Annotated in this window: 12 protein-coding genes; 10 read left to right on the plus strand and 2 right to left on the minus strand. The window is 69.5% G+C overall.

The genetic code is table 11. The annotated features are described in order from the left end of the window. From Q0R63_RS15500 to istB, 4 genes are all read left to right on the plus strand, one after another. The coding region (locus Q0R63_RS15500) for an ImmA/IrrE family metallo-endopeptidase (protein ID WP_295699132.1) at window positions 1–466 on the plus strand (466 nt) is incomplete at its 5' end. Further along, window positions 466–951 (plus strand): DUF4411 family protein, encoded by a 486-nt coding sequence (locus tag Q0R63_RS15505; RefSeq protein ID WP_295699134.1) that lies wholly within the window; start codon window positions 466–468, stop codon window positions 949–951. The genes Q0R63_RS15500 and Q0R63_RS15505, both read left to right, overlap by 1 nt. A gap of 765 nt (window positions 952–1,716) precedes the next feature. Next, window positions 1,717–3,297: an IS21 family transposase gene (gene istA / locus Q0R63_RS15510; RefSeq protein ID WP_295699136.1), complete on the plus strand. Its 1,581-nt coding sequence runs from the start codon at window positions 1,717–1,719 to the stop codon at window positions 3,295–3,297. After that, window positions 3,294–4,070 (plus strand): IS21-like element helper ATPase IstB, encoded by a 777-nt coding sequence (istB, locus tag Q0R63_RS15515; protein ID WP_295699138.1) that lies wholly within the window; start codon window positions 3,294–3,296, stop codon window positions 4,068–4,070. The genes istA and istB overlap by 4 nt, the downstream gene beginning before the upstream one ends. Here the strand turns inward: istB and Q0R63_RS15520 are convergent. Then, a complete protein-coding gene (locus Q0R63_RS15520; RefSeq protein WP_295699140.1) occupies window positions 4,019–4,408 on the minus strand; it encodes a VOC family protein in 390 nt (129 codons plus the stop codon). The genes istB and Q0R63_RS15520 overlap by 52 nt on opposite strands. A gap of 82 nt (window positions 4,409–4,490) precedes the next feature. Between Q0R63_RS15520 and Q0R63_RS15525 the strand changes: the two genes are divergently transcribed. The 4 genes from Q0R63_RS15525 to Q0R63_RS15540 all read left to right on the plus strand — a co-directional run bounded on the left by Q0R63_RS15525 (window position 4,491) and on the right by Q0R63_RS15540 (window position 7,838). Beyond that, window positions 4,491–5,255, plus strand: a complete 765-nt coding sequence (locus Q0R63_RS15525) for a TetR/AcrR family transcriptional regulator (protein ID WP_295699142.1) — start codon at window positions 4,491–4,493, stop codon at window positions 5,253–5,255. 106 nt (window positions 5,256–5,361) lie between these two features. Continuing rightward, a complete protein-coding gene (locus tag Q0R63_RS15530) occupies window positions 5,362–6,351 on the plus strand; it encodes an ATP-binding cassette domain-containing protein (protein ID WP_295699144.1) in 990 nt (329 codons plus the stop codon). Further along, entirely contained in the window at window positions 6,348–7,145 is a 798-nt protein-coding gene (locus Q0R63_RS15535) for a hypothetical protein (protein ID WP_295699147.1), read from the plus strand. Before Q0R63_RS15530 ends, Q0R63_RS15535 begins: the two co-directional genes overlap by 4 nt. Window positions 7,146–7,172: 27 nt before the next feature. Further along, the gene (locus Q0R63_RS15540; protein ID WP_295699149.1) at window positions 7,173–7,838 is read left to right on the plus strand and encodes a TetR/AcrR family transcriptional regulator; all 666 of its coding nucleotides are present in this window, start codon (window positions 7,173–7,175) and stop codon (window positions 7,836–7,838) included. Here the strand turns inward: Q0R63_RS15540 and Q0R63_RS15545 are convergent. After that, a complete protein-coding gene (locus Q0R63_RS15545; RefSeq protein ID WP_295699151.1) occupies window positions 7,801–8,619 on the minus strand; it encodes a SprT family zinc-dependent metalloprotease in 819 nt (272 codons plus the stop codon). The two genes, Q0R63_RS15540 and Q0R63_RS15545, sit on opposite strands and share 38 nt — an antisense overlap. Before the next feature lie 185 nt (window positions 8,620–8,804). Here Q0R63_RS15545 and Q0R63_RS15550 point away from each other — a divergent pair, with 185 nt between their 5' ends. Continuing rightward, window positions 8,805–9,602, plus strand: coding sequence for an ABC transporter ATP-binding protein (locus Q0R63_RS15550; protein WP_295699152.1), 798 nt, complete (start codon window positions 8,805–8,807; stop codon window positions 9,600–9,602). Then, window positions 9,602–12,151, plus strand: a complete 2,550-nt coding sequence (locus tag Q0R63_RS15555) for an ABC transporter permease (protein WP_295699155.1) — start codon at window positions 9,602–9,604, stop codon at window positions 12,149–12,151. Before Q0R63_RS15550 ends, Q0R63_RS15555 begins: the two co-directional genes overlap by 1 nt. Window positions 12,152–12,164: the final 13 nt, after the last annotated feature.

Consider the following 12,164-nt stretch of genomic DNA (forward strand, 5'->3'; position numbering starts at 1 on the left):
TTCCAACGCTGCGCTGCAAGACCTGACGACGTCGGATGCGACTGAGCGGTGGTGTAACGGCGTTGCCGCTGAACTGCTCGTACCCGAGGTGTCGCTACGCCAGGCGTACCAACCAGCCGAGGACCTGACGGCTGAGCTCGAGCGGCTGGCCAAGTTCTACCGAGTCAGCACGCTGGTGGTCCTGCGCCGGATCGGCGACGTTGGCCTGCTCTTGCCTGGTGCAGAGTTCTGGACGCTCTACCGCGCTGAGGCGGAGCGGATTGCCGCCTTGGCGGCCGAACGCGGTAGTGCGAGCGGAGGAAGCTTCTACACCACCACGCCCGTTCGGGTCTCCAAGCGGTTCGCCCGGGCACTCATTGCCGACACGCTCGAGGGTCGAACCTCTCACCGTGATGCCTACCGGTTGCTCGGGTCTCGCAAGCACGCTGCTTTCGAAGAGCTCGGCCGGGGTCTCGGCGTCGCTTGATGTACCTGATCGACTCCGACGTGCTCATCGATGCCAAGAACCACCACTATGGCTTCGACTTGGTACCGGGGTTCTGGGACTGGCTCGCTCAAGCCCACGTCGACGGGCGGGTCTTCACGGTGGCGCAGGTCGTAGACGAGATCCTGGCCGGCGGTGACGAACTCTCGGAGTGGATGGATGCTCAGCCGAACTCCTTCAAGCTGCAGCCCCAAGCATCAGACGCCCCTTCGCTGCAGCGAGTGGCTGAGTGGGCGGTGAGCGCCCCGTATAGGCAAGGAGCCGCCGACACCTTCCTCGCCACCGGCGACTACTTTTTGGTGAGCCAGGCGCGGTCGCTGGGCTACACGGTCGTCACCCGGGAGAAGCCGGCGCCCCAATCCGAGAAACGCATCAAGATCCCGGATGCCTGCAACGCTGTCGGAGTGCCTTGGACGTCCCTGTTCGACATGCTCAAAACTGAGGGCGCCCGGTTCGGCTTGGCCTAATCCCGCCGCTTTGCGTCCAGGTGAGCGTATGGCTGGTCCAACCCGTGTCTCTGTTCGGGGAGATCTGTGGCTGGGACCCCGACGGCGTACCCCAGAAAGTACGGCAGTGGGGTACGCGATCACCGTCGTCGAGCACCCCATACCGCTCTCACCTGCGCTTACGCGAGCCTGACCGCTGGCCATCCCCAGACTTTGCAAGCAGGGGTTCAGGGGTTCGAGTCCCCTTGGCTCCACAAACAGGTCCACCAAGGTACGTCTGCTCAAGAACCACCAGCTCGAAGGCGATCTGGCAACGGTGACCCACAACGGCAAGGTTCATGACCAGGTGGCAGAACGTGATGAGCAACGGGGGCGCGCCTTGGGTTCTCTCTGGACGGGCCGACGGTGGTCCTGTTCGAGTTCTACACTCGACACCCCAACGCGTCGAACTATCGTCGCTCGCAGGTGTCACCCCTGGCTTGGGGACGTGCGCTACGCGGCGGGCGCGTTCCGTTCGACGAGTTGGATGATGATGCCGTTGGGGTCGCGGACCTGAAAGGCACGCTCTCCCCACTCCTCTTCCGTCAGGGGCATCGTGATGGGTACGCCCTCTGTCCATGGCCATGAGAAAGTCCCCATTGGTGGCCAGGTGAGGTCCCCGCTGGTGGCCAAGTAGAAGTCCCCACCCCTTGCTCGAGGAGTCGTGTCGATCCGGAGCGTGAGCCCCTGAGCGGTGGACGGTGGCGGTGTCTAGCCAGCCACTGCCACCGCCCAGGGAGAGCTCCATTGAAGAGCATGAGGGAAGAGATGGACATTGTTGCCGCCTACCAGTTGGTGGGCTCCTACCGTGGCGCTGCGGAGATCTGCGGCACCACCCACAAGACCGTCAAGCGCGTGATCGAGCGGACCGCTACTACGGCGGCCGGTGAGCATCGTCCGGTCCGGGCGCCGCGCCCGAGTAACTACGAAGTCGTCCGACTCCTGGTCGCGGACGCGGTCAGCGCCGGGAAGGGGCGGGTCAGCCCGAAACGGCTGCTGCCGAAGGCGCGGGCGGCGGGGTACGCCGGGTCGGACCGCAACTTCCGGCGCCTCGTCGCGCAGGAGAGACGCCGCTACCGGCGCGTCAACGGCCACGCCCGACGCCCGGCGGTGTGGGCTCCGGGTGAGCACCTGGTCATCGACTGGGGCGTCATCGCCGGCGTCCACGTCTTCTGTGCGGTGCTCGCGTGGTCGCGGGTGCGGTTCGTGCGGTTCGCGGCCGACGAGAAGCAGGAGACGACGCTGCGGCTGCTCGCGGAGTGCTTCGAGGTCCTCGGTGGGGTGCCAGCGGTGGTCCTGACCGACCGGATGGGCTGCCTCAAGGGCGGGGTCGTCGCCAACCGGGTCGTGCCGACCCCGCACCTCGTGCGGTTCGCCACGCACTACCGGTTCCGACCCGATTTTTGTGAGGCGCACGACCCCGAGTCCAAGGGCCTGGTCGAGAACCTCGTCGGGTACGGCAAGGACGACCTCCTGCGGCCGCTGATGCTCGACCACGCCCTGCACGCGGACGCCTCTATCGACGAATCCCGTGTGACCGCAATGGTGCTGGCTGACCTGCCGGCCGCGAACGCGCAGGCCGCGGCCTGGTGTGCGCAGGTCAACGCAGCCGTCCACAGTGAGACCTGCGCTGTCCCGGCCGAGCGGCTCACCCGGGAGCGGGAGCTGCTGAGCCCGTTGCCGTCGCTGCGGCCGAGTATCGGCCCGCCGCCGGTGACCCGCAAGGTCGACAAGCTGGCCACGATCCGGCTCGGCTCCGCCCGGTACTCCGTACCGAGCGTGTTGCGCGGGGCCATCGTCGCGGTCGTGGCCGACGGCCCGCACGTGAGCATCCTCGACCCCGCTACGGGCGAAGTCCACGCGCAGCACCCGCTCGTCGCGCCCGGGGAGGCCTCGATCCTCGACGCGCACTACGGCGGCCCACGCCTGGCGCCCCGCCGGTCGGTCCGACCGAAAACGGCCGCGGAGAAACAGTTCTGCGCGCTCGGACCGGCCGCGGAAGCCTTCATCACCGGCGCCGCCGCCGCCGGACACACCCGCCTCGGACCCGAACTGGCCGAGCTCAACACGATGGCCGCCGCCCACGGCGAGAGCGTGTTCATTGCCGCGCTCGAGCGGGCCACCGCGTTCGGGCGGTGGCGCGCCGCGGACATCCGGTCCATCCTCGCCGCCGGAGCCGGCACGCCTCAACCTCGGCACGCCGGCAACGCCCTCGTCATCGACCTCCCCCTGACCCCAGGTCGTCCGCTGAGCGAGTACACACCCGTGTCCCTACCTGAAACCTCAACGGTAGCAACGGATTCTGGCCGAGCGGAGGTGTCGTCGTGACCGCCAAGGCCGTGCCCGAGCTGCCCGCCGACCTCGTCGCTGGGCTGCGCCGGCTCAAGCTGTCGACGATCCGCCAGGTCGCCCCCGAGCTGCTGCTGACCGCGAAGACCCAACGTTGGACACCCGAAGAGATCCTGCGGACCCTGATCGAAGCCGAGGTCGCCTCCCGCGACGCCTCGAACGCCGCTGCCCGGCTCAGGGCCGCGACGTTTCCCGTGCTCAAGACCGTCGAGGAGTTCGACGTCGCGGCATCCTCGATCCCGCCGCCTACATGGGCGTACCTCACCTCGCTCGAGTGGATCCCCGCCCGCGAGAACCTGGCCCTGATCGGGCCGGCCGGCACGGGCAAGTCGCACACCCTCATCGCCCTGGGCCACGCCGCCGTGACCGCGGGATACAAGGTCAAGTACTCCGCCGCCGCCGACCTCGTCGAGACCCTGTACCGCGGACTCGCGGACAACAGCGTCGGCAAGACCATCGAGACCCTGCTGCGGCACGACGTCCTGCTCGTCGATGAGGTCGGGTTCGCCCCGCTGGACGACACCGGCACCCAGCTGCTGTTTCGCCTCGTGGCCGCTGCCTACGAACGCCGATCCCTGGCCATCGCCTCCCACTGGTCCTTCGAGGACTGGGGCCGGTTCCTGCCCGAGCACACCACCGCCGTCAGCCTCCTCGACCGGCTGCTGCACCACGCCACCACCGTGGTCACCACCGGCCAGTCCTACCGCATGCGTGACGCCAAAACCCGGACAGGAGGCCGCCCCACCACCTGACTAACACCGCAAGGGGTGGGGACTTTCACGTGGCCACCAGCGGGGACCTGAGCTTGGCTATTGACACCCTCCGCCTCGAGCCGGGCCAGTTCTTCGTCGAGGTTGTCGACGGTCAGCGCCAGGATCAGGCCCTGGGTGTGGTCGTGGCGCTGGTCCTCGGGCAGGGTGGGCAGTCCGCGACGCAGGAAGATGACGTCCATGCCGGCGTCCTCGCGGGCCAGGGAGGCGAAGCCGTCGGCGGCCATCTGCTCCTGGAAGCCGAAGTGGTCGGGCAGGAAGGCCGCGGAGGCGGGGACGTCATCGACGTTGAGGGACACGGCACACGCGGTGATTTTCATCTGGCTCCTGAGGTGGGTGGTGGGCCTTACGCCGTATAACGTACACTGTACGAGGTGAGTCGGGATGGGGGAAGATGCTGCCGTGCCCACCGAACGCACCAGCGCCGGTGACCCGGCCCGGACCCTGGCCCTGCTGTGGCGCGACGGGGCGGCCCCGCCGTCTCGGGGCCCGGCCCGAGGCCTCGACCTCGATGCCGTGGTCGCCTCCGCGACCGAGCTGGCCGACCGCGAAGGCTTGGACTCAGTGACCATGCGCCGGCTCGCCGGGCACCTCGGGGTGGCACCCATGACGCTCTACACCTACGTCCCCGGCAAGGCGGAGCTCGTCGACCTGATGCTCGACGCGGCATACGGTCGCCTCCCGCGGGCGGACACCAGCGGCCGACCGTGGCGCGAGCGTCTCGGCGCGGTGGCGGCGGAGAATCACACTCTCTACCAGGCGCACCCCTGGGCCGCCGCGGTCTCCACCCTGCGGCCGCCGCTCGGGCCCGGCCTGATGGCCAAGTACGAGCACGAGCTCTGCGCGCTCGATGGTCTGGGCCTGACCGATATCGAGATGGACGACGCACTGACCCTGGTGCTGAGCTTCGCCCAGGCCAGTGCCCGGGCCGCCGGCGACGCCCGCGCCACGCAGCGGGACAGCGCGATGGACGACCAGGAGTGGTGGGCTGCCAACGCGCCCCTACTCGCTCGCGTCATGGACCAGGAGGCATATCCGCTGGCCACCAGGGTCGGCACCGATGCCGGGACCGCGCACGGAAGCGCCAACGACCCCGATCACGCCTACCTCTTCGGCCTCGAGCGCCTGCTCGACGGCCTCGCCGCCCTCATCGACACCCGGGACTGAGCGATGGGTTCGCCCGGACTCACCGACGCAAACGCGGAGAGGGCTACCGTTGCGAGAGTCGCTCGGTTAATGTAAGTGATCACTCACTTACATTTGGAGGTGCCCCATGGTGGTAACCACAATCGGGCTGACCCGACGCTTCGGGTCGTTGACAGCGGTCGACGACCTCACCCTCGACCTGCCCACCGGCGGCGTGGTGGGGCTGGTGGGTCCGAACGGGTCGGGGAAGTCGACCTTGATCCGGATGCTGCTGGGGCTGATCAAGCCCACGTCCGGAGAGGCCGAGATCCTCGGGCGGTCGATCGCCACACCCCAGGCGTATGCCGCGTCGGTCGGGGCCCTGGTCGAGGGCCCGGCCTTCGTCCCCAGCCTGTCGGCCCGGGCCAACCTGATCTCGCTCGCGCGCCTGCGAGGTCTGCCCGCCTCGCGGGTGGACGAGGTGGTGAGCATCGTCGGGCTCGCCGGCCGGGACCGGGAGCCGGTCAAACGGTTCTCCCTCGGCATGAAGCAGCGCCTCGGCATCGCGGCCGCCCTGCTTCCCGACCCCGAGCTCCTCCTTCTCGACGAGCCCACCAACGGCCTCGACCCGGCGGGGATCCTCGAGATCCGCCACCTGCTGCAGTCGCTGGCCCGGTCGGGCCGGACCGTCGTGGTGTCGTCGCACCTGCTCAGTGAGATCGAGAGCATCTGCACGTTCCTGGTCATCATCCGGTTCGGTGTGCTCATGCTCATGTATGCCGGGCCGATGGCAGACCTGCTGGCGCTGGCCCCGACGCCCGTCCACGTCAGGCCCGAGTTCGACTCGGACCACGGCCGCCTGCGTCAGGCGCTGACCGACGCCGGGTGGTCGGTGGTGACCCCCGATGCCGGCACCGAGGCCACCGTCACCCTCACGATCGCCGCGCCGGGAGAGCAGGCGGCCCAGATCAACCGCGACTCCCTCGCTGCCGGCGTCACCCTGGCCGAGCTGACCGTCAGCAGGGACAGCCTCGAGTCGATCTTCCTGGAGATGACCGGCAACGACGACGGGGAGCTGGCCGGTGCCCGGGCCGCTTCGGCGAGCGCCGCAGCGACAGCGGCGGCGGTCCGCTCATGATCGGCGTCGTCCGCAGCGAGCTCGGTCGCCTGAGCCGTCGCAGCGTCATCATCGGCTGGTTCGGACTCACGGCGGCGCTGGCCATGATCATCAACGTCGTCATGTTCCAGGTCATCAAGAGCAGCAGCGTGCCGCCCGCCAACGGTCCGGGCGTGAGCTTTCCCAGCGAGGCCCGCCTGCTGAGTGAGCACGGAATCGTCGCCGGTCTGGGCTCGGCGTCCTCGATCCTCGGAGTGGTGGCCCTCTCGTTCTGGGCCATCGCCACCTCCACGGACTACAGCACCGGACTGATCCGGGTGCTGGCCTCCGCGCAGCCCGTTCGCTGGCGACTGATCCTCGGCAAGTGGCTTGCCCTGGGCGTCTTCACCGCCGCCGCAACGACCGTCGCGCTCGTCGCCAACCTCGTCGCGGCCCCGTTGGCCGCACAGTCGGCCGGCTACTCGCCCTCCGCCTGGGGGAACGACCTCATCCCCCTCCTGCTCGGGGCCTGGATCAACCTCTTCGGCGCCCTGCTGATCTGGGGCACGATCGGCCTGGCCCTCGCCACCCTCACCCGCTCCTCAGGCGTGGCGATCGGGGTCGGCGTGGGCTACGTCCTGCTGGGCGAGTCACTCATCACCTCGGTTGCCAGTTCGACACGCGACTGGCTGCCCGGCACCACGATGTCCGCCATCGCGAGCGGGGGGACCGCAGCGGTGTCCTACGGCGCCGCGCTCAGCCTCGGCGTGACGTATCTTGTCCTCACTCTGGCGGCCGCCACGATCGTGGTCGTGCGCCGTGACATCACCGACTGATCGCCAACGGCTGGGAGCCCCTCTGACATGACCGTGCGTGGTGAACGCACCAAGGCGGCCCTGATCCGAGCCACCGCCTCGGTCGTCGCCGCCCGCGGCTACCACCAGGCCACCACCCGAGCGATCGCCGACGAAGCCGGCGTCTCCGAAGCCACCATCTATCGGCACTTCCCCGACAAACGCTCGCTCTTCTTCGCCGCAGCCCTCGACGGACACCAGGAGATGCTGGCCTGGATGACCGGGCTCCCCGCCCGGGCCGGGTCGGGTCGGGTCGCCGACACCCTCACCGAGTGCCTCGTCCGACTGGCGGAGCTGCGGGCCAACGTCATCCCGCTCGAGCTCGCCCTGATGAGCGACCCGACCCTGGGCGCCTCGGCGCCTGCGCCAGCTTTTGCCACTGCCGCGACCGGTCCGCCCCTGCTCCTCGCGCAGTACCTGTCGGCCGAGCAGGCGGGAGGCCGGGTCAACCCCGACCTCGACCCGGCACAACTGGCTATGGTGCTCCTGGCCACCCTGTTCGGCCTGGCCGCGAGCCCGCTGACGGACGGTGACACGCTCGCGGTAGCCGTCAAGGACGCCGTCGCCGTGCTCATGGTGGGGATGGGTTCGTTCGCCACCTCTGAGGAGGAGAACGCCATCAGCCCCGACCGAGGTGTCATTTCTCAGGCGATGAGCGGGGATACAGCGCGCTGAGCCTGGCGCACGCATCCTCGTCGAACCCCTCGGAGTCGTTGAAGGCGTTCACGCCGTCGTCGTCGTACTCGTCATCGAAGCCGAGCAGCATCTCGCCCCCGACTCCCTCACCCCCGACTCCCTCGACGCCGGCGAACGGGAGGTCGATGGTGACGTCGGCACAGCGGACGTGGAAGCGGGTCCGGCCGCGGCGGACGACGGTGCCGAGCTGGCCGGCATACCGGCCGGGGGTGGTGATCCGGACCCGGCTGCCGACGGGCAGCATCGTCACGGAGGTGGTGCCGGAGCGCAGGGCCTTGAGCTCGGCGGAGTAGTTGGCGTGCATCCGGGCGGGGTCGCCGTGCAGGGACCACCCGAGCAGGTGCTTGAGATCGAAGCGGGGCGAGCACTGCGTGCAGGACGTGACGCGGGTGGGTGCGCGGTGGCGGGTGACGCCGTGCCCGGCCGGGCAGACCCCGAGCCAGGCGCCGGCGATCCGCTCGGAGTCGTCCGAGGTGCAGCGCCGGCCGGAGCAGCCGATCGACCGGGCGATCTGCCGCCACCGAGGGCCGTGCTTGGCCTCCGGCCCGGCCAGGGCGTGCGCGATCTCGTGGAGGATGGTGTCGCGGACCTCGGCCTCACCGTGCAGCCGGGTGAGCGGGGCGCTGAGGCCGATGGTCTGCTCCTGGAAGCGGCACACGCCGGCGCGGGTCTTGGCGGAGTCCCACTCCACCGTCCAGTGGGCGAGTTGGTGCCGCTCGAGCAGGGCGCGGGTGAGGTCGAACGCGTCGCGGGTGTTCATGGTGTGCTCCTCCGGTTGATGCTGCGACCACGGAGGGGAGCTCGACGTGTCGTGGGGGAGACCCTGTCACCCGGCACCGACAGCGCTGGGACCAACGACTCTGGTGGGACCGAGCCGGGGAAACCCAGACTGAGAGACGGACCACCTGATTGCAGGCGGGACACCACGAGAACCAAGGATCGACGATGACGGCCACCTCCATTCCACGACTTTCTCTGGGCACATCCGAGAGCATCGCCGCCCGCACGGTCGAGCTGCGTAAGGTCTACGGATCCGGGGCCACCCAGCTCGTGGCCCTCGACGGGGTGAGTGTGGAGTTCCGCCGGGGCCAGCTCACCGCGATCATGGGACCGTCCGGCTCCGGCAAGTCCACGCTCCTGCACTGCCTGGCCGCACTGGACGACGCCACCTCCGGGCAGGTGTTCATCGGTAAGGCCGAGCTGAACACGTTGAGGGACAAGGAGCTGACCCGGATCCGCCGGGACCGCATCGGGTTCATCTTCCAGTCCTTCAACCTGGTGCCGACGTTGACGGCGTTGGAGAACATCACCCTGCCGATGGACATCGCCGGCCACAGCATCGATCGGGCGTGGCTGGACTCCATCATCGGCACGCTGGGCCTGACCGATCGCCTGACCCACACCCCGAGCCAGCTCTCGGGCGGGCAGCAGCAACGCGTGGCCTGCGCTCGAGCGTTGACCAGCCGGCCGCAGATCATCTTCGCCGACGAACCGACGGGCAACCTGGACTCGGTGGCCGGGGCGGAGGTCCTCGGTTTCCTTCGTCGGGCCACCCGGGAGTTCGGGCAGACCGTGGTGATGGTCACCCACGACCCGGTCGCCGCCGGCTACGCCGACCGGGTGCTGTTCCTCGCTGACGGCCGCATCGTCGACGAGAAGACTGCGCCCACTGCCGACAGGGTGCACGACCGGATGAAGAGCCTCGAGACCCCGAGGGCCGACGTTGCGGCGGGGGTGGCCTGATGCGGCACGCCGCTCTGAAGAGCCTCTGGGCACACAAGCTCCGGCTGATGATGAGCGCGTTCGCGATCGTCCTGGGCGTCGCGTTCGTCTCGGGCACGTTCATCTTCACCGACACCCTGAACAACAGCTTCAGTGCGCTGTTCCGCCAGACCGCACCGGATGTCACCGTCCGACCCGCCCACACCAGCGCAGCTGCTTCCGGAGGCTTCACCAGCACCGACACCCGCGTCGTACCGGCAGCGGTGGTCGGCTTGCTGGCACACCTGCCGGGCGTGGCGCGGGCGGACGGAGCCGTCACCGACCAGGGCACCTTCGTCCTGGGCAAGAACGGGAAGGTCGTCAGCACCGGCGGCGCCCCGGGCATCGGTGACAGCTACGACGCCGCCCCGGCGGCCGACGGATCCCCGATCATCACCATCACCTCCGGCCGGGCCCCCGCCGGACCAGGCGAGCTCATGCTGGACCAGGAGACGGCCAGCACCGGCGGATACCACCTGGGCGACACGGTCCACCTGGTCACCTCCGGCTCGCAACCGACGGTGACCGGCATCATGGTCGGCACCGTGCGCTTCGGCCCGACCGGCAACACGGTCGGAGCCACGCTGGTGCTGACGGACACCCGCACCGCGCAGCAGCGTTACCTGGGTGGTGCCAATGCGTTCAGCCAGATCATCGTCACCGGCGACGGATCGCTGCCCAACGCCCAGCTGCGAGATGCGGTCACCGCCGCCCTGCCGGGCGGGCTGGAGGCCGTCGACGACCGCCAGGTCGTCCAGGAGAACCAGGACCAGATCCAGAGCTCGCTCTCGTTCGTCACGACGTTCCTGCTGGTCTTCGCCGCCATCTCTCTGCTGGTCGGGACGTTCCTCATCCTCAACACGTTCTCGATGATCATCGCGCAGCGCACCAGGGAGCTGGCCCTGTTCCGAGCCCTGGGCGCCTCCCGCTCGCAGGTCACCACCTCGGTGCTGCTCGAGGCCCTGATCGTCGGTCTGGTCGGATCCACCGTGGGTCTGGTGCTGGGCTTCGGTCTCGCCGTCGGGCTGAAGTCGCTGTTCGCCCTGTTCGGGCTGGACCTCACCCAGGCCGGCCTCGTGTTCAACGGGCGGACCGCCGTCGCGGCATACACCGTCGGGGTCCTGGTCACCCTCGTCGCCGCCTACCTCCCCGCCCGGCGCGCGGCCGGTGTGCCGCCCATCGCCGCCATGCGCGACGACGTCGCCATCCCGGAGTCGTCGCTGCGCCGTCGACTGCTCGGCGGTGCCGCTCTGACGACAGCGGGTGCCGCCCTCATGTTCTGGGCCCTTGCTCTCGGCGGTGGCCTCACCATCCTGGGTCTCGGGACGTTGGCCGTCCTCATCGGGGTGATGCTCCTGAGCCCGACCATCTCCCGGCCCCTCGTTGCCGAGATCGCCGGTCTCTACCCCCGGCTGTTCGGCGCCGTCGGGACCGTCGCCCGCCAGAACGCCAAGCGCAACCCCCGCCGCACCGCGGCGACGGCGTCGGCGCTGATGATCGGGCTCGCCCTCGTCACCACCATGGCGATCCTCGGTCAGTCGGCAAAGGCCAGCATCGACGCGCTGCTCAGCACCGGCATGAAGGCGGACTACGTCGTCGCCAATGCCACCCAAGCACCGTTCTCGGCCACCGTCGGCACCAGGATCGTGGCGGTCCCCGGCGTGGAGGACGTCGTGCCGATGCAGTATGCCGCGGCGAAGGTCGACGGTCGGCAGACGGCGGTGGCGGGTGTCGACCCCGTGCAGCTGAGCAGGGTCGTCAGCCTCACGACGGAGTCCGGCGCCCTGGCGACCGGCCCCGGCGAGGTCCTGGTCACCAGCACCGCCGCCCGCGACCACCGATGGAGGCTCGGCAGCGCCATCATGCTCACCCTCCCGGCCGGTTCGACGACCCAGCGGATCACCGGGATCCTGAAGCCCACCGAGTTCCTCGGCGCGGACGTCATCGTCGCCCCCGCCACCCTGGCGACCGGCGGGATCGCGCCCGTGGACTCCCTCCTCTACGTCACCCGGACACCCGGGGCAGACGCGGCAGCGGTCGCGGCCGGCATCTCCTCGGTGCTCGCTCCACTTCCCACCGTGACCCTCCAGGACCAGGCCGCCTACGCCTCCGCGCAGCGGGCGCCGATCGACCAGATCCTGTCCATCGTCTACGCGCTGCTCGCCCTGGCCGTGCTCATCGCCGTGCTGGGGATCGTCAACACCCTTGCGCTGTCAGTGATCGAGCGCACCCGTGAGGTCGGACTGCTCCGCGCGATCGGGATGAGTCGGCGGCAGCTGCGGTCAATGATCCGGCTGGAGTCGGTGGCCATCTCGGTCCTGGGTGCCGTCCTCGGTATCGTCCTGGGACTCGTCTTCGGCATCAGCCTGCAACGGGCGATGACCGGCCAGGGCATCACCGTCCTGTCGGTCCCCGTCGGGCAGCTCCTGACGTTCGTCGTCGTCGCGGCCCTCGTCGGGGTCCTCGCTGCCGTGGTCCCGGCCCGCCGCGCCGCCCGGATGGACGTCCTCGCCGCCATCAGCAGCACCTGAACCGGGCCCCGAT

The organism is Lapillicoccus sp., from assembly GCF_025353065.1.
Lineage (GTDB): Bacteria > Actinomycetota > Actinomycetes > Actinomycetales > Dermatophilaceae > Lapillicoccus.